The organism is Streptomyces sp. NPDC041122 (genome assembly GCF_055592445.1).
Map to the genome: position 1 here is coordinate 1,188,793 of NZ_JBVIYQ010000001.1, position 16,132 is coordinate 1,204,924.

The window sequence follows — 16,132 nt, forward strand, 5'->3', positions numbered from 1 at the left end:
CTCGTCCGTTCCTGGTCAGTCGTCGGGCCGCTCGGCTCAGTCGTCGGGCCGCTCGTTCACGTAGACGCGCGGGACGCGCGATCCGATGCGGGTGACGATCTCGTACGCGATGGTCCCCGCCGCCTGCGCCCAGTCCTCGGCGGTCGGCTCGCCGCGGTCGCCGGGGCCGAACAGCACCGCTTCCGCGCCCACTTCGGGCTCGTCCCCGCCGAGGTCCACCACGAACTGGTCCATCGCGACCCGTCCCGCGACCGTCCGCCACTTGCCGGCGACGAGGACCGGGGCGGTGCCGGAGGCGTGCCGCGGGATGCCGTCGCCGTATCCGGCGGGGACGAGCCCGAGGGTCGTCTCGCCGGGGGTGACGTAGTGGTGGCCGTAGCTCACGCCGTGGCCCGCCGGGGCGTGCTTCACATGGGCCAGCGAGGCGGTGAGCGTCATGACGGGCCGCAGCCCGAAGTCCTCGGGGGTGCCCACCTCGGGGCTCGGCGAGACGCCGTACATCGCGATGCCGGGACGGACCAGGTCGAAGTGGGTCTCGGGAAGCGTGAGCGTCCCCGGGGAGTTGGCGATGTGCCGCACCTCGGGCCGGATGCCGCGGTCCTCGGCGTGCGCCACCATCTCGCGGAAGACCGTGAGCTGGGCGGCGATCGAGGGGTGGCCCGGCTCGTCGGCACAGGCGAAGTGCGACCAGAGCCCGGTGACCGTGACCAGCCCGTCCGCCTCGGCGCGCAGCGCCTGCCCGACGAGCTCGGGCCAGTCGGCCGGCATGCAGCCGTTGCGCCCGAGGCCGGTGTCGGCCTTGAGCTGGATACGGGCGGTCCGCCCCGCCGCACGGGCGGCCTCGCACACCTCGCGCAGCGCCCAGAGCGCGCTCACCGACATGTCGAGGTCGGCCTCGACGCCCTCGCGCCAGGGCCCGCCCGGGGTCCACAGCCAGCACATGATCCGCCCGGGCACGCCGGCCGCGCGCACGGCGAGGGCCTCCTCCGGGGTGGCGGTGCCGATCCAGGTGGCACCCGCCTGCCGGGCCGCCTTGGCGCAGGGCACCATTCCGTGTCCGTACGCGTCCGCCTTCACCACGGCCATGAACGCGGCGTCCGGCGCGTGGGCGCGCAGCGAGCGCACGTTGGCGCGGAGGGCGGCGAGGTCGATCTCGGCGCGGACACGGAAAGGTGCTGTCTCGTTCATCGCGGACAAGTGTCTCAGAGCCCACCACCGGGCCCTGCGCGCACGGGGCGTGGGGGCGGGGACGGGCGGGTGACGGGCCGACGCGAGGGCGACACGTCGACGTCGGGACACGGCCCCGTGAAGGCCTCCGCGCCCGTGGACTTGGCCCGTCCGGCCTGAGCCGGGCGGGAGGGCCTACGGCCGGCGGACGTCCCGCCACGCGGCGGGGATCGCGTCGGCCACGTCCTGGGCCGCCGTGGGGGCGCCGTCCGCCGCGTGGCGGCCGGCGAGGCCGTGCAGGTACGCGGCGGCGGACCCGGCGTCCCGGGCGCCCAGGCCCGCCGCCAGCAGGGAGCCGGCGAGCCCCGACAGGACGTCGCCGCTGCCCGCCGTGGCGAGCCAGGGCGTCCCGGTCGGATTGACGCGCACGGCTCCCCCGGCCGACGCGACCAGCGTGGTGGAGCCCTTCAGGAGCACCGTCGCCCCGTACCGCCGCGCGAGCTCCCGCACGGCCGCGAGCCGCCCCGCCTCGACCTCCGACCGGGCCACACCGAGCAGCGCGGCGGCCTCACCGGCGTGCGGGGTGAGCAGCGTGGGCGCGCGCCGCGCGCGTACCTCCCGCTCCCCCGCGAGCCGCAGCCCGTCCGCGTCGATCAGCACGGGCACGTCGGCGGCGATCACGTCCCGCAGCCGCTCCTCGTCGTCGCCGAGCCCGGGTCCCGCGACCCAGGCCTGGACGCGCCCGGCCTTCGACGGCGGCCCGGTGGACACCAGCGTCTCGGGATAGCGGGCGAGGACGGCGTCGGCGGCGGGCCCCACGTACCGCACGGCGCCCGCGCCGCCGCGCAGCGCGCCCGCCACGCAGAGCACGGCGGCACCCGGGTAGCGCGCGGACCCGGCGACGACGCCGACGACACCCCGCCGGTACTTGTCGCTCTCGCCGCGCGGCACGGGCAGCAGCCGCGCCACGTCCGCGTACTGCGGCGCCTCCACCTCGCGCTCGTCGGCCGCGAGTTCGAGCCCGATGTCGACGAGCCGTACGACTCCGGCGTACCCCCGGGCGGGATCGATCAGCAGCCCCGGCTTGTACGCGCCGAACGTCACCGTCACATCGGCGCGGACGGCCTCGCCCCGCACCTCGCCCGTGTCGGCGTCGACGCCGCTGGGCAGGTCGACGGCGACGACGAGCGCGTCGTCGCGCACGGCGGCGACGAGTCGCGCGGCGGGCTCCCGCAGCCCGCCGCGCCCCCCGATCCCCACGATCCCGTCGATCACGAGCCGGGCCCCGGCGACCACGTCCCGCGCCCGCTCCTCGCCGGCCCGCACGATCGTGCCGCCGGCGGCCCGGAGCGCGGCGAGCCCGCCGGGGTGCGCGCGGTCGGGGTCGAGCAGCACGGCGCTGACGCCGGCACCTCTGCGGGCCAGCCGCGCGCCCGCGTACACGGCGTCGCCGCCGTTGTCCCCGCTGCCGACCAGCAGGGTGACGCGGGATCCGTACACCTTGCCGAGCAGCTGCGCGCACTCGACGGCGAGGCCGGCGGCCGCGCGCTGCATCAACATGCCTTCTGGGCCCCGGGCCATGAGCCGTTGCTCGGCGGCCCGCACGTTCTCCACGCTGTACGCATGTCGCATGCCCCCAGTCTGCCCGCCACCGCCCCCCGGGGCTCGGAATCCCCCGCGTCCGCCAGGCGCGGCGGAGGTGGGGGTTGCTCTCCCACCTCCACCCGCGGGCCCAAACAGCCCCGCCGCTCCGCGGCGGATGTATCTCACCCACCCACCCGTTCACCCCGCGCCGCAGGGCGGGGGTAGGGGCGGGTGGGTGACCGTCATCCGCGACGGGCGGTGGACATGGGGGCGGCGGGCGGACGCACTCCGCGACGGGTGGTCAGGCGTATTGGTGGCCGGGGCCCGCGCCAGCCCGCACCCGCCCACGCTCGCGAGGGGACGTGGGGGTATGTGCGAACGGAGCACCGAGCACGCTCTAGCAACATTGTCCGCGAGGCAGCGCCGCAGGGATAGCGAGTACGCACATACCCCCACGGCCCCGCACCCACGGACGAACCCCAGGCGCAAACCCCAGCCCAAAGCACACCCGCACCCAGACGAGCGGCACACGCAGAGCCCCGCCCAAGGCGCCCCCGCCAGACCCCTCAGCCCTCCGCCACCACCACCGCAGAAGCAACCCCCGCATCGTGGCTCAGCGACACATGCCACGACCGCACCCCCAGCACGGACGCCCGCTCCGCCACCGTCCCCCGCACCCGCACCCGCGGCTGCCCACTCTCCTCCACGTACACCTCCGCATCCGTCCACCGAAGCCCCGACGGCGCCCCCAACGCCTTCGCCAACGCCTCCTTCGCCGCGAACCGCGCGGCCAGCGAGGCGACCCCGCGCCGCTCCCCGCCCGGCAGCAGCAACTCGCTCTCCAGGAACAGCCGCTCCGCCATCCCGGGCGTCCGCTCCAGCGCCGCCCCGAACCGCTCGATCTCGGCAACATCGATGCCAACCCCGATAATCACCGGCTCAGCGTGACACAGCCCCACCCCACGCGACCTCGCCCCACCCCACCCCGTCACGCCCTGCCCTGCCCACCCCTGCCCTGCCCCCCCAGGTGACGTACCCCACCCCCCACCCCACCCCCCATCCCGTTCAACCAGCCGTAACAATGGACTGTGATCTCTTCGGTCTCTGTGCCAGCGACGGCACCGCGGAGCGCCCACCGGCCCAAGCCGGAGGCGACTCCCTACGTCGACCTCACCCGCACGGAGTGGAGCGCGCTTCGCGAGAAGACGCCCCTCCCCCTCACCGCGGAGGAGGTGGAACAACTCCGCGGCCTCGGCGACGTCATCGACCTGGACGAGGTCCGCGACATCTATCTCCCGCTCTCCCGTCTCCTGAACCTCTACGTCGGCGCGACGGACGGCCTGCGCGGCGCCCTCAACACCTTCCTCGGCGAGAAGGGCTCCCAGTCGGGGACGCCCTTCGTCATAGGGGTCGCCGGCTCCGTGGCGGTCGGCAAGTCCACCGTCGCCCGACTCCTCCAGGCCCTGCTCTCCCGCTGGCCGGAACACCCCCGCGTGGAGCGCGTCACGACCGACGGCTTCCTGCTGCCCACCAAGGAGCTCCAGGCCCGCGGCCTGATGTCCCGCAAGGGCTTCCCGGAGTCGTACGACCGCCGCGCCCTCACCCGTTTCGTCGCCGACATCAAGGCGGGCAAGGACGAGGTCACCGCACCCGTCTACTCCCACCTGATCTACGACATCGTGCCGGACCGGCGCCTCACGGTCCGCCGCCCCGACATCCTCATCGTGGAGGGGCTGAACGTCCTGCAGCCCGCCCTCCCCGGCAAGGACGGCCGCACCCGCGTGGGCCTCGCCGACTACTTCGACTTCAGCGTGTACGTGGACGCCCGCGCCGACGACATCGAGCGCTGGTACCTGAACCGCTTCAAGAAGCTGCGCCAGACGGCGTTCCAGGACCCGTCCTCGTACTTCCGCAAGTACACCCAGGTGTCGGAGGAGGAGGCCCTCGACTACGCCCGCACCACCTGGCGCACGATCAACAAGCTCAACCTCGTCGAGAACGTCGCCCCCACCCGCAGCCGCGCCACCCTCGTCGTCCGCAAGGGCCCCGACCACAAGGTGCAGCGCCTGAGCCTGCGCAAACTGTAGGAGCGTCCGCGCGGACGGCGGGCGCCGCGGCCCGACTACCCTGCGTCCATGCTGCACCTGCGCCTGATCACACTCCCGGACCGGACCGACGACGTGGTGACCCTGATCGAGACCACGGTCGGCGCCACCCACCTCGCGGTGCTGCCGGGCGCCGCCCGCACCCCGGCGGGCGACGTGGTCATGTGCGACGTGGCCCGCGAGGCGGCCGACGAGCTGATCGGCGGCCTGCGCGCCCTCGGCATCGACGAGTCCGGCTCGATCGCGGTGGAGAGCATCGACCTGTCGCTGTCCCACCGCGCGGACCGGGCGGAGGACGACGCCCCGGGAGAGGGCGCGGACGCGGTCCTGTGGGAGCACCTCACCGACGCGACGCACGAGGAGTCGACGCTCTCGGTCACCTACGTCGCGTTCCTCACCATCGCCACGATGATCGCCGCCTGCGGCGTCGTGCTCGACAACGCGATCCTGATCGTCGGCGCGATGGCGGTGGGCCCGGAGTTCGGCCCGCTCGCGGGGTTCTGCACGGCCCTGGTGCGGCGCGCGCCCCGGCTCGCGGCGCGCTCGCTGACCGCGCTGCTCGTGGGCTTCGCCGCCGCGATGGTCGTGACCGTCGGATTCAGCTACGCGATGGACGCGATGGGCCTCTTCAGCGACTCCGCCCTGAAGGCGGAGCGCCCGAACACGAACTTCATCTACCGCCCGGACTGGTTCTCGTTCGTGGTGGCGGTCCTCGCGGGCGCCGCGGGCATGCTCTCGCTCACGTCGGCGAAGTCGGGCGCCCTGGTCGGCGTGGCGATCTCCGTGACGACGGTCCCGGCGGCGGCGAACGCCGCGGTCGCCTTCAGCTACAGCGAGTACAAGCAGGCCTGGGGCTCGACGGAACAGCTTCTGCTGAACCTCCTCGGCATCGTCCTCGCCGGTACGGCGACGCTGCTGGCCCAGAAGCTCTTCTGGGCCGGACAGCGCCGCCGGACCGCCAGGACGTCACACGGGGCTCGGCCGAACGCCAAGGCCTAGCCCAGCGCCGACTTCACCACGTCGGCGAGCCGCCCGGCCACGGACCGCGCCTGCTCGATGTCGGCGGCCTCGACCATGACCCGCACCAGCGGCTCCGTGCCGGAGGGGCGCAGCAGCACCCGCCCCGTGGAGCCCAGCTCGCGCTCGGCCTCGGTGACGGCGGCCGACAGCTCCGGCGAGGTCTTCACGCGCGACTTGTCGACGTCGGGGACGTTGATGAGGACCTGCGGAAGCCGCTCCATGACGCTCGCCAGCTCCGCGAGCGACCGTCCGGTCTCGGCGACCCGCGCCGCGAGGAGCAGGCCGGTCAGCGTGCCGTCACCCGTCGTCGCGTGGTCGAGGACGATCACGTGCCCGGACTGCTCGCCGCCCAGCGCGTAACCGTGCTCCTTCATCGACTCCAGCACGTACCGGTCGCCGACGGCGGTCTGCACCAGGGACAGCCCCTGGCCCTCCATGGCGAGCTTGAAGCCGAGGTTGGACATGACCGTGGCGACAACGGTGTCGTGGCGCAGCGTGCCGTGCTCCCGCATGGCGAGGGCGAGCACGGCGAGGATCTGGTCGCCGTCGACCTCGGCGCCGGTGTGGTCCACGGCGAGGCAGCGGTCGGCGTCCCCGTCGTGCGCGACGCCGAAGTCGGCCCTGTGCTCGACGACGGCGGCCTTGAGCAGGTCGAGGTGGGTGGAGCCGCAGCCGTCGTTGATGTTCAGGCCGTCCGGCTGGGCGCCGATCGTGATGACCTCGGCGCCGGCGCGCGCGAACGCCTCCGGCGAGACACGGGCGGCCGCGCCGTGCGCCTCGTCGAGGACGATCTTCAGCCCGTCGAGACGGTTCGGCAGGACCCCGATGAGGTGCGCGACGTACTGGTCGAGGCCCTGGTCGTAGGAGGTGACGCGGCCGACGCCGGAGCCGGTGGGCCGCTGCCACGGGGCGCCGGTGCGGTGCTCGTCGTAGACGGACTCGATGCGGTCCTCCAGCTCGTCGGCGAGCTTGTGGCCGCCGCGGGCGAAGAACTTGATGCCGTTGTCCGGCATGGCGTTGTGGCTCGCGGAGAGCATCACGCCGAGGTCGGCGCCCAGCGCACCGGTGAGATGGGCCACCGCGGGGGTGGGCAGCACACCGACGCGCAGGACGTCCACGCCCGCGCTCGCGAGGCCCGCGACCACCGCTGCCTCCAGGAACTCCCCGGACGCGCGCGGGTCACGCCCGACCACCGCCACCGGGCGATGGCCTTCAAAGGTGCCCGCCTCGGCCAGTACGTGCGCCGCCGCCACGGAGAGTCCGAGCGCGAGCTCGGCCGTCAGATCCGCGTTGGCGACACCACGCACGCCGTCCGTGCCGAAGAGTCGTCCCACTGCTGTCCTCCGAACGTTGCAAAAAAACCAATGGACCCCCGGGAAGAGAGTCCCAGAGTCAAGACAGTTCCGGGGCCACGGGGGTTCCTGATAGCCGAACGCCCCGGCAGCACGGTGAGTGCCGCCGGGGCGAACGAGAAGTACTGCGGGCAGCGATTTAGCGCTTGCTGTACTGCGGGGCCTTACGGGCCTTCTTGAGACCGGCCTTCTTGCGCTCGACCGCACGGTCGTCACGCTTGAGGTAACCGGCCTTCTTCAGGGCGCCGCGGTTGTTCTCGACGTCGGCCTCGTTCAGCGCACGGGCGACACCGAGACGGAGCGCACCGGCCTGACCGGAGACGCCGCCACCCGAGATGCGGGCGATGACGTCGTAGCGGTTGTCGAGCTCGAGCACCTTGAAGGGCTCGTTGACTTCCTGCTGGTGGACCTTGTTCGGGAAGTAGTCCTCGAGCGTGCGCCCGTTGACCTTCCACTTGCCGGTGCCCGGGACGATCCGGACGCGGGCGATGGCGTTCTTGCGACGGCCCAGGCCGGCGGCCGGCTGCGGGTCGCCGAAGCGCGCGGCGTTCGACTCCGAGGTGTACTCGCCCTCGACGGGCGCGTCGGACTCGGTGGTGTACTGCTCGACGTCAACAACCTCGGTCTCTTCGACCGGCTGCTCAACGGTGGTCTCGGCCACGATTCTCCTCAGATTTCTTTTCGTCTTAGGGGGTGGCCGGAACTACTGCGCGACCTGGGTGATCTCGAACGGGACCGGCTGCTGAGCGCCGTGCGGGTGCTGGTCGCCCGCGTAGACCTTCAGCTTCGAGAGCATCTGACGGCCCAGGGTGTTCTTGGGGAGCATGCCCTTGACGGCCTTCTCGATGGCCTTCTCGGGGTTCTTCTCGAGCAGCTCGTCGTAACGGACGGAGCGCAGACCACCCGGGTAACCGGAGTGGCGGTAAGCCATCTTCTGGGTCTTCTTGTTGCCCGACAGGTGCACCTTGTCGGCGTTGATGATGACGACGAAGTCACCGGTGTCGACGTGGGGGGCGTAGATCGCCTTGTGCTTGCCTCGCAGGAGGGAAGCGGCGGTGGTCGCCAGACGCCCCAGGACGATGTCCTGAGCGTCGATGACGTGCCACTGACGGGTCACATCGCCGGGCTTGGGGCTGTACGTACGCACTTCGTAGCCTTCGCTTCTTCAGTGGATGGGGTCCAGACACACGGCACCCAGGAAGCGATCATGCAGCTGGGGCCCACAATGCCGGGGACGCTGCCCGTATGCGAGCCACTGGTAACTGCTCCAGGGAACCTACGTATGGGCCCTTCGCGTGAGAACGATGACACCAATACGCATAACAATCTCCGAGAGTACCCGTGCCGCCCTGTACGGGTCAAAACGCGGTCCCGAGGCCCGGCCTCACCCGCTCCGAGCCGCCTCCCCCGCCCCGGTCCGCCGCCCGCCCGGCACCGTGAGGCCGCTCCGTTCTTCCCGCTCACCAGCCCCGCCCGCCACACACGCCCACCCCACCGTGCCCGCGAGCACGCACAGCGTCACCGCGTCCTTGAAGGCCCGCCGCGTGGCCGGCTCCAGCCACGGCCAGGTGAACCCCGGCACCTGCGGGACCAGGGCCACCCAGAACCACGGGGTGCGCGCCGCGGACCCGGGCGTCAGCGCCCCCGCGAGCAGCAGCGGCAGCACGACGAGGAGGTAGTGGTCGTACGAGGGACGGGAGACGAGAAAGGCCGAAAGCATCAGCATGACGGCGCATTCCACCACCCGCGCCGGCCCCTCGTCCCCGCCGCGCCACCGCCGCCGGGCACACCACAGCCCCGCGAGCGCCCCGCACCCGGCGAGCAGCGCGGCGCCCGCGTGCGGCACCCCGAGCCGCGCCAGCACCGCGGCGGGCGAGGCCTCGTAGAGACGCACGAAGGCGTCGTCGCCCCGGAGCAGGAAGGGCAGGGTCCGGGTGAAGAACCCGGCGGGGTGCGGCATGGCGAGCGCGGCGGCCGCGGAGATCACCGCGGGCACCCCCACCGCGAGACCCAGCGCCCGCCATCTGCGGGCCAGGACGAAGAGCAGCACCACCGGCGCGAGCAGCGGCTTCACCGCGACGGCGGCCCCGATGACGAGCCCCGCGGCGGCCCACCGGCCCCGGCACGCGCACAGCAGGGCGAGCGGCAGCGCCGCGGCGGAGCCCGCCGTCCAGTTGCCGAGCTCGACGAGGTGCCCGAACGGCGCGAAGCCGAGCGCCAGCCCGAGCAGGCCGTAGACGGCGAACCGGCTGCCCCATGCCACCCCGTGGATCCGCAGGGCGCACGCCCACCCGGTGACGAGCGCCGCGCTCACCCCCGCGGGCACCAGAAAGCGGACCAGGTCCGCGGGGAGCAGCGCCTGCGGCACCGCGGCGAGCACGGCGCCCGGCAGATAGAGGAAGTGGCGGTCGGCGTAGGGGGAGCGTCCGTCGAGCCAGGCCTCCGCGGCCCGCACCACGATCGCGTTGTCCATCCCGCCGCCGGGGGCCCGCAGCCCCACCCGGACCACCGCGGCGACCAGCACCAGGCCGACGATCCACCGGACCTGCCACTCGGCGGGCCGCGACAACCACCCCGTAACAGCCGTTTTGCCCGTGTTCATGGGGTTCAGGCTAGGCCGGGATCCGCACGCAACCCCCGCTCAACATCCCGGAGTGCCCGTCTAAGATGCGCCCCATGAGCTTTGGGCAAGGGGGACCTCAGTGGGGTCCGGGGGGAACGGGCGGGCCCGGCGGCGGCCCCACGCCCGACTGGGCGGCGCTCGCCGAGGCCTCCGAGGCGCGCGCCCGCCGGCGCAGGTGGCTGCTGATCGGCGGCGGGGCGCTCGCCACCGTCGGGATCGCCGCGACCGTGGCCATCACGGTCGTCTCCGCCAACAGCGACGAGAACACCTCGTCGAACAAGCCCGCGAGCGAGCTGCCGACCGCCGCGGACATCCCCGGCGCGAGCAAGGACTCCGAGCCGTCGTTCGAGGCGACGACGCCGCCGCCCCCGCCGGACCCCAAGGACTTCATCTCCAGCGCCAAGAAGGACAAGGCGCCGCTCACCCCCGAGGGCCTCTTCCCCGGCAGGTCCCTGCGCTCGGGCGAGCACGTCTACAAGAAGGGCGCGACGGACTCCACCACGAAGTGCGCCTCGGTCACCCAGAGCGCCCTCGGCTCGATCCTCGCGAAGAACGACTGCACCCGGCTGATCCGCGCCAGCTACCTCAGGGACGGCGTCGCGGTCACGGTCGGCGTCGCCGTCTTCGACACCACGGCCGACGCCACCAAGGTCAAGGACCAGGTGAAGAAGGGCCTCGTCGACTCCCTGGCCGGCAAGGGCGTGCCGTCCTTCTGCCGTACGGGCGTGTGCCGCGGCACCTACAACTCCTACGGCCGCTACGCCTACTTCACCACCACGGGCTACACCAACGGCAAGAACGTGACGACCGGCGACCGCAAGGCCTACGGCGTCGGCGACGACCTCGCCCGCTTCGCCTTCCAGCGGATCAACCAGCGGGGCGAGGCGCAGGCCTCCGCCGCGGCGCAGGCCCCGCAGTAACCGTGTCCCGACGGGGACCGCCCGTACGGGAAGCGCCCCGTACGGGAAGCCCTCCCGGGGCCTCAGCAGCACCCGGCTCCGGGCAGCGTCCGCTTGTTGCGGGCCTCCTTGCTGCGCGCGGCGAGCCGGTCGTCGGCGGGGTAGCCGACCTCTTCGAGGGTGAGCCCGTGCGGCCGCACGACGTGCACCGCGGAGTCCCGTACGCCCGCCGCGAGCACCTTCGCCGGCCACTCCACGGGCCGGTGCCCGTCCCCCACGAACAGCATCGCGCCGACCAGCGAGCGCACCATGTTGTGGCAGAAGGCGTCCGCCCGCACGGTGGCCTCGTAGATCCCGTCGGGCCGCCGCTCCCAGCGCAGCTCCTGCAGCGTGCGGATGGTCGTGGCGCCCTCGCGCCGCTTGCAGTAGGCGGCGAAGTCGTGCTCCCCGACGAGCCCCCGCGCGGCGGCGTTCATCGCGTCGAGGTCCAACTCCCAGTCGTGCCACAGCACATGGCCGCGCAACAGCGGGTCGACGCCGCCGGGGTGGTCGGTCACGCGGTAGGCGTAGCGCCGCCACACGGCCGAGAACCGCGCGTTGAACCCGGCGGGCGCCTCGGCGACCTTCCACACCCGCACGTCGTGCGGCAGCCGCCCGGCGAGCCGCCGCAGCAGCTTCTCGCGGTGCTCCTCCCACACGCTCTCGGGCAGATCGACGTGGGCGACCTGGCCGCGGGCGTGCACCCCGCTGTCGGTGCGGCCCGCGACGGTCAGCTCGTACGTCTCCTGCGACCGCGTCACGGTCCGCAGCGCGGCCTCGATCTCGCCCTGCACGGTCCGCTGCCCCTGGCGCTGCTTGGCCCAGCCGGAGAAGTCCCTGCCGTCGTACGACAGATCCAGCCGCACCCGCACGAACCCGGGCTCTACTTCGTCACTCACTCGTGATTCCTCTCCGACAACGAAAAGCGGGCCCACCCCCGGCAAGGGGCGGGCCCGCGACGCCCGGTAGGGGCGAGACGCTTACGCGTCCTTCGACTCCTCGGGAGCCTCGTCCGCCTTGGCCGTGTCGGCCTTGGCGTCGGCGGCCTCGGCGTCCTTGGCGGAGCGCTTCGTGGCGGCCTCGGCCTCACCGGTGGCCTGCTGGGCCACGGTCAGGGCCTCCACCAGCTCGATGATCGCCATGGGCGCGTTGTCGCCACGACGGTTACCGATCTTGGTGATGCGGGTGTAACCACCGGGGCGGTTCTCGTAGCGCGGGCCGATCTCCGTGAAGAGCGTGTGCACGATGCTCTTGTCGGTGATGACGGACAGCACCTGGCGGCGGTTGTGAAGGTCGCCCTTCTTCGCCTTGGTGACCAGACGCTCCGCGTAGGGACGCAGGCGGCGGGCCTTGGCCTCGGTGGTGGTGATGCGGCCGTGCTCGAAGAGCTGCTTGGCGAGGTTCGCCAGCAGAAGCTTCTCGTGCGCGGCGCTGCCGCCCAGACGGGCACCCTTGGTGGGCTTCGGCATGGTGTTTCTCCTAGTGATCTGCCCCGGCCGTACTAGGTACCGAGGTCAGTGTCCGAGCGGGCGGTCGCCCGTCGGAGATCCGGACACCCCCGAAGGGGCGGGTCCGGAAGGGGCGCGGGGAACTGCGCGACAAGCCACAGCGCACCCGCACCCGAGATCCGGCGAAAAGCGCCGAGCCCTTAGTACTGCTCGGTCTCGACGAAACCGGCGTCCGCGTCGTCATCGGCGCCGAAGGCGTCGGCGGCGGCGGTCGGGTCGAAGCCGGGAGGCGAGTCCTTCAGCGCGAGACCCATGCCGTTGAGCTTCATCTTGACCTCGTCGATCGACTTCGCACCGAAGTTGCGGATGTCGAGCAGGTCCGCCTCGGAGCGGGCCACGAGCTCACCCACGGAGTGGATGCCCTCGCGCTTGAGGCAGTTGTACGACCGAACGGTGAGCTCGAGCTCCTCGATCGGCAGGGCGAGATCGGCGGCGAGCGCGGCGTCCGTCGGGGACGGGCCCATGTCGATGCCCTCGGCGTCGATGTTGAGCTCGCGGGCCAGACCGAACAGCTCGACCAGGGTCTTGCCGGCGGACGCCATGGCGTCACGCGGGCGCATGGCCTGCTTGGTCTCGACGTCGACGATCAGCTTGTCGAAGTCGGTGCGCTGCTCGACTCGGGTCGCCTCGACCTTGTACGTGACCTTGAGGACCGGCGAGTAGATGGAGTCGACCGGGATACGGCCGATCTCCTGGCCGACCTGCTTGTTCTGCACGGCGGAGACGTAGCCGCGACCGCGCTCGACGGTCAGCTCCATCTCCAGCTTGCCCTTGCCGTTGAGCGTGGCGAGGACGAGGTCGGGGTTGTGCACCTCGACACCGGCCGGGGGCGCGATGTCGGCGGCGGTGACCAGACCCGGGCCCTGCTTGCGCAGGTACATCACGACCGGCTCGTCGTGCTCCGAGGAGACGACCAGCTGCTTGATGTTGAGGATGAGGTCGGTCACGTCCTCCTTGACGCCCGGCACGGTGGTGAACTCGTGCAGGACACCGTCGATGCGGATGCTGGTGACAGCAGCGCCGGGGATCGACGAGAGGAGCGTGCGGCGCAGGGAGTTGCCGAGGGTGTAACCGAAGCCCGGCTCCAGCGGCTCGATCACGAACCGGGAGCGGAATTCGTCGACGACCTCTTCGGTCAGCGACGGGCGCTGAGCAATAAGCATGAAGGAATCCTTCAGTCAGGGGCACCCACTATTTGATGCCCTGAGTAGTACAAGGGTACGGGCGATACGGCTCCGGAGAGCCGTACCGCCCGAAAACCTCAAGTCAAGCGACGTGCGTCAGACGCGGCGGCGCTTGGGCGGACGGCAGCCGTTGTGCGGCGTGGGCGTCACGTCCTGGATCGAGCCGACCTCGAGGCCGGTCGCCTGCAGGGAGCGGATGGCGGTCTCGCGACCGGAACCCGGGCCCTTCACGAAGACGTCGACCTTGCGCATGCCGTGCTCCTGCGCGCGACGGGCAGCCGACTCGGCGGCCATCTGCGCGGCGAACGGCGTGGACTTGCGCGAGCCCTTGAAGCCGACGTGGCCGGCGGAGGCCCAGGAGATCACGTTGCCGGTCGGGTCCGTGATGGACACGATCGTGTTGTTGAACGTGCTCTTGATGTGCGCGTGGCCGTGAGCGACGTTCTTCTTTTCCTTGCGGCGCACCTTCTTGGCAGCGCCCTGACGACCCTTGGGGGGCATCTATAACTCCTACGGGAGGTGGTCGGTCCTGCAGCGTCAGCTGTCGATAGACCGCTGAGCGAGGACTACTTCTTGCCCGGCTTCTTCTTACCGGCGATGGCGCGACGCGGGCCCTTGCGGGTGCGGGCGTTCGTGCTGGTGCGCTGACCGCGGACGGGCAGGCCGCGACGGTGACGCAGACCCTGGTAGCAGCCGATCTCGACCTTGCGGCGGATGTCGGCCTGGATCTCGCGACGGAGGTCACCCTCGGTCTTGATGTTGGCGTCCACGTACTCGCGGATCTTGACGAGGTCTTCCTCGGTCAGGTCGCGGACGCGGGTGTTGCGGTCCACCTCGGTGGCGTCCAGCGTCTGCTGGGCCAGGGTGCGACCGATGCCGAACACGTAGGTGAGGGCGACCTCAATACGCTTTTCGCGCGGGAGGTCAACGCCTTCAACGCGTGCCATTCATGGCTCCTGTTGATTCTTCGGAGGTCTTCAGCAGAACCACTCCCAGGGGCCGTATGAGGTACCTCCTGGGTCCCCGGCCTCCGACCGGGGGTGTCGCCCTCCATACCGATGGATCTGAAGAGGGACGGGTCCTGCGTATCTACTTACGTGCGTCGCGCGAAAATCTGCGAACTGCAGTGGTGCGTCAGCCCTGGCGCTGCTTGTGGCGCGGGTTGTCGCAAATGATCATGACCCGGCCGTGACGGCGGATCACCCTGCACTTGTCGCAGATCTTCTTGACGCTCGGCTTGACCTTCATTGGGTGAGGTTCTCCGGGTCAGTGCCACCACCCCGCGCGAGCGGGATGCGGGCAAGATCTACTTGTACCGGTAGACGATCCGGCCACGGGTCAGGTCGTACGGAGACAGCTCCACCACGACCCGGTCGTCAGGGAGGATGCGGATGTAGTGCATGCGCATCTTGCCACTGATGTGTGCCAGGACCTGGTGGCCGTTCTGGAGCTCCACCTTGAACATGGCGTTCGGAAGAGACTCGACGACAGTGCCTTCGATCTCGATGGCACCTTGCTTCTTGGCCACGCTTCGCCCTTCGAATCGACTACCTTGATCGACTGCCGTTCACCGCATGCAGACACACGGATGCACGAGAGCCGACGCGTCAGTCTACGTCAGTGCACTCGGAAAGACGAATCGGGAAAGTCTGCCCCTTGAGCAAGATCCTTAAGCAAGACCCTGCCCGGCACCGACGCGGGGTCTAGCCGAGCGGGTCCGGCGCGGGCGTCACGCCGTACGCCGCGAGGCGCTCCTTGCCGCAGTCCGGGGCCGTCAGGACGAGGGGGCCGTCCTCGGTGAGGGCGATCGAGTGCTCCCAGTGCGAGGACCAGGTGCCGTCCGTCGTGATGACGGTCCAGTCGTCCTCCAGGACCTCCGTGCGCGGGGTGCCGAGGGAGACCATCGGCTCGATCGCCAGGCAGAAGCCGGGGACCAGCTTCGGGCCCTTGCCGCGACGGCGCTCGACGTAGTTCAGGAGGTGCGGGTCCATGTGCATCTCGGTGCCGATGCCGTGGCCGCCGTAGTCCTCGACGATCCCGTACTTGCCGCCGCCCGGCTTCGGCTGACGGCGGATGTAGGTCTCGATGGCGCGGGAGATGTCGACGAGCCGGTTGCCCTGCTTCATGGCCGCGATGCCGGCCCACATCGACTCCTCGGTCACCCGGGAGAGCTCGACGAGCTCCGGAGCGTGACCGGTGCCCACGAACGCGGTGTACGCCGCGTCGCCGTGCCAGCCGTCGATGATCGCGCCGGCGTCGATGGAGATGATGTCGCCGTCCTTCAGGACGGTCTTGTCGTCGGGGATGCCGTGCACGACGACCTCGTTGACCGAGGTGCAGATCGTGGCGGGGAAGCCGCCGTACCCGAGGAAGTTCGACTTCGCGCCGTGCTCGGCGATCACCTTGCGGGCGACCTCGTCCAGGTCCTTGGTGGTGGCGCCCGGCACCGCGGCCTCGCGGGTCGCGGCGTGGATCGCGGCGACGACAAGGCCCGCCTCACGCATCTTCGCGATCTGCTCGGGGGTCTTGATCTGCACCATGAGGCTTCCGCTCTCCGTCATCCGTCGACAAACCGGTCCCGTACCCGAACCGGTACGTAAACAACAGTACGGCCGCGGTCCCCCTGGGGGCACCGCGGCCGGAACACCGTA

General features: G+C 71.4%; 18 protein-coding genes. 3 read left to right on the forward strand and 15 right to left on the reverse strand.

The features are described from left to right. Window positions 1–36: 36 nt before the first annotated feature. The 3 genes from alr to ACZ6B8_RS05170 all read right to left on the reverse strand — a co-directional run bounded on the left by alr (window position 37) and on the right by ACZ6B8_RS05170 (window position 3,686). Window positions 37–1,188 (reverse strand): alanine racemase, encoded by a 1,152-nt coding sequence (gene alr / locus ACZ6B8_RS05160; RefSeq protein ID WP_471084589.1) that lies wholly within the window; start codon window positions 1,186–1,188, stop codon window positions 37–39. Between the two features lie 174 nt (window positions 1,189–1,362). Continuing rightward, on the reverse strand, window positions 1,363–2,799 hold the full coding sequence (locus ACZ6B8_RS05165; protein ID WP_471606324.1) for an NAD(P)H-hydrate dehydratase: 1,437 nt from the start codon (window positions 2,797–2,799) through the stop codon (window positions 1,363–1,365). Between the two features lie 518 nt (window positions 2,800–3,317). After that, window positions 3,318–3,686, reverse strand: a complete 369-nt coding sequence (locus ACZ6B8_RS05170; RefSeq protein ID WP_471084583.1) for a holo-ACP synthase — start codon at window positions 3,684–3,686, stop codon at window positions 3,318–3,320. A gap of 171 nt (window positions 3,687–3,857) precedes the next feature. On the opposite strand from ACZ6B8_RS05170, the gene coaA reads away from it, so the two are divergent. Further along, window positions 3,858–4,838, forward strand: a complete 981-nt coding sequence (gene coaA, locus ACZ6B8_RS05175) for a type I pantothenate kinase (protein WP_362363477.1) — start codon at window positions 3,858–3,860, stop codon at window positions 4,836–4,838. A 48-nt stretch (window positions 4,839–4,886) separates the two neighbouring features. Beyond that, window positions 4,887–5,855 carry a DUF389 domain-containing protein gene (locus tag ACZ6B8_RS05180; protein ID WP_471606325.1) on the forward strand — a complete coding sequence of 323 codons (969 nt, stop codon included), beginning with the start codon at window positions 4,887–4,889 and terminating at the stop codon, window positions 5,853–5,855. Here ACZ6B8_RS05180 and glmM read toward each other — a convergent pair. From glmM to ACZ6B8_RS05200, 4 genes are all read right to left on the reverse strand, one after another. Further along, entirely contained in the window at window positions 5,852–7,210 is a 1,359-nt protein-coding gene (gene glmM, locus ACZ6B8_RS05185; protein WP_471606326.1) for a phosphoglucosamine mutase, read from the reverse strand. The two genes, ACZ6B8_RS05180 and glmM, sit on opposite strands and share 4 nt — an antisense overlap. Window positions 7,211–7,367: 157 nt before the next feature. After that, entirely contained in the window at window positions 7,368–7,889 is a 522-nt protein-coding gene (gene rpsI / locus ACZ6B8_RS05190) for a 30S ribosomal protein S9 (protein WP_355803815.1), read from the reverse strand. A 42-nt stretch (window positions 7,890–7,931) separates the two neighbouring features. After that, on the reverse strand, window positions 7,932–8,375 hold the full coding sequence (gene rplM / locus ACZ6B8_RS05195; RefSeq protein WP_471084572.1) for a 50S ribosomal protein L13: 444 nt from the start codon (window positions 8,373–8,375) through the stop codon (window positions 7,932–7,934). A gap of 237 nt (window positions 8,376–8,612) precedes the next feature. Beyond that, window positions 8,613–9,830, reverse strand: coding sequence for a glycosyltransferase family 87 protein (locus tag ACZ6B8_RS05200; protein WP_471606327.1), 1,218 nt, complete (start codon window positions 9,828–9,830; stop codon window positions 8,613–8,615). Between the two features lie 74 nt (window positions 9,831–9,904). On the opposite strand from ACZ6B8_RS05200, the gene ACZ6B8_RS05205 reads away from it, so the two are divergent. Further along, window positions 9,905–10,771: a hypothetical protein gene (locus tag ACZ6B8_RS05205; protein ID WP_471606328.1), complete on the forward strand. Its 867-nt coding sequence runs from the start codon at window positions 9,905–9,907 to the stop codon at window positions 10,769–10,771. Between the two features lie 62 nt (window positions 10,772–10,833). On the opposite strand, the gene truA is transcribed toward ACZ6B8_RS05205, so the two are convergent. The 8 genes from truA to map all read right to left on the reverse strand — a co-directional run bounded on the left by truA (window position 10,834) and on the right by map (window position 16,021). Continuing rightward, complete coding sequence (truA, locus tag ACZ6B8_RS05210) at window positions 10,834–11,688, reverse strand: tRNA pseudouridine(38-40) synthase TruA (RefSeq protein ID WP_471606329.1); 855 nt, start codon at window positions 11,686–11,688, stop codon at window positions 10,834–10,836. An 81-nt stretch (window positions 11,689–11,769) separates the two neighbouring features. After that, window positions 11,770–12,258 carry a 50S ribosomal protein L17 gene (gene rplQ / locus ACZ6B8_RS05215; protein WP_471084560.1) on the reverse strand — a complete coding sequence of 163 codons (489 nt, stop codon included), beginning with the start codon at window positions 12,256–12,258 and terminating at the stop codon, window positions 11,770–11,772. A 179-nt stretch (window positions 12,259–12,437) separates the two neighbouring features. Continuing rightward, the gene (locus ACZ6B8_RS05220; RefSeq protein WP_016645160.1) at window positions 12,438–13,460 is read right to left on the reverse strand and encodes a DNA-directed RNA polymerase subunit alpha; all 1,023 of its coding nucleotides are present in this window, start codon (window positions 13,458–13,460) and stop codon (window positions 12,438–12,440) included. A gap of 117 nt (window positions 13,461–13,577) precedes the next feature. Further along, window positions 13,578–13,982, reverse strand: a complete 405-nt coding sequence (gene rpsK / locus ACZ6B8_RS05225; protein ID WP_003948617.1) for a 30S ribosomal protein S11 — start codon at window positions 13,980–13,982, stop codon at window positions 13,578–13,580. 65 nt (window positions 13,983–14,047) lie between these two features. Further along, complete coding sequence (gene rpsM / locus ACZ6B8_RS05230) at window positions 14,048–14,428, reverse strand: 30S ribosomal protein S13 (protein ID WP_030782528.1); 381 nt, start codon at window positions 14,426–14,428, stop codon at window positions 14,048–14,050. Between the two features lie 187 nt (window positions 14,429–14,615). After that, window positions 14,616–14,729 carry a 50S ribosomal protein L36 gene (gene rpmJ, locus ACZ6B8_RS05235; protein WP_003948619.1) on the reverse strand — a complete coding sequence of 38 codons (114 nt, stop codon included), beginning with the start codon at window positions 14,727–14,729 and terminating at the stop codon, window positions 14,616–14,618. Between the two features lie 58 nt (window positions 14,730–14,787). Beyond that, complete coding sequence (gene infA, locus ACZ6B8_RS05240) at window positions 14,788–15,009, reverse strand: translation initiation factor IF-1 (protein WP_003948620.1); 222 nt, start codon at window positions 15,007–15,009, stop codon at window positions 14,788–14,790. A gap of 175 nt (window positions 15,010–15,184) precedes the next feature. Further along, entirely contained in the window at window positions 15,185–16,021 is an 837-nt protein-coding gene (gene map / locus ACZ6B8_RS05245) for a type I methionyl aminopeptidase (protein ID WP_471084557.1), read from the reverse strand. Window positions 16,022–16,132 lie beyond the last annotated feature (111 nt).

What these genes read in the sequence shown, in the direction of transcription:
- alr (WP_471084589.1), bottom strand. Translation starts at nt 1,188, where the DNA reads ATGAACGAGACAGCACCTTTCCGTGTCCGCGCCGAGATCGACCTCGCC.
- ACZ6B8_RS05165 (WP_471606324.1), bottom strand. Translation starts at nt 2,799, where the DNA reads ATGCGACATGCGTACAGCGTGGAGAACGTGCGGGCCGCCGAGCAACGG.
- ACZ6B8_RS05180 (WP_471606325.1), top strand. Translation starts at nt 4,887, where the DNA reads ATGCTGCACCTGCGCCTGATCACACTCCCGGACCGGACCGACGACGTG.
- ACZ6B8_RS05200 (WP_471606327.1), bottom strand. Translation starts at nt 9,830, where the DNA reads ATGAACACGGGCAAAACGGCTGTTACGGGGTGGTTGTCGCGGCCCGCC.
- ACZ6B8_RS05205 (WP_471606328.1), top strand. Translation starts at nt 9,905, where the DNA reads ATGAGCTTTGGGCAAGGGGGACCTCAGTGGGGTCCGGGGGGAACGGGC.
- rplQ (WP_471084560.1), bottom strand. Translation starts at nt 12,258, where the DNA reads ATGCCGAAGCCCACCAAGGGTGCCCGTCTGGGCGGCAGCGCCGCGCAC.
- ACZ6B8_RS05220 (WP_016645160.1), bottom strand. Translation starts at nt 13,460, where the DNA reads ATGCTTATTGCTCAGCGCCCGTCGCTGACCGAAGAGGTCGTCGACGAA.
- rpsK (WP_003948617.1), bottom strand. Translation starts at nt 13,982, where the DNA reads ATGCCCCCCAAGGGTCGTCAGGGCGCTGCCAAGAAGGTGCGCCGCAAG.
- rpsM (WP_030782528.1), bottom strand. Translation starts at nt 14,428, where the DNA reads ATGGCACGCGTTGAAGGCGTTGACCTCCCGCGCGAAAAGCGTATTGAG.
- rpmJ (WP_003948619.1), bottom strand. Translation starts at nt 14,729, where the DNA reads ATGAAGGTCAAGCCGAGCGTCAAGAAGATCTGCGACAAGTGCAGGGTG.
- map (WP_471084557.1), bottom strand. Translation starts at nt 16,021, where the DNA reads ATGGTGCAGATCAAGACCCCCGAGCAGATCGCGAAGATGCGTGAGGCG.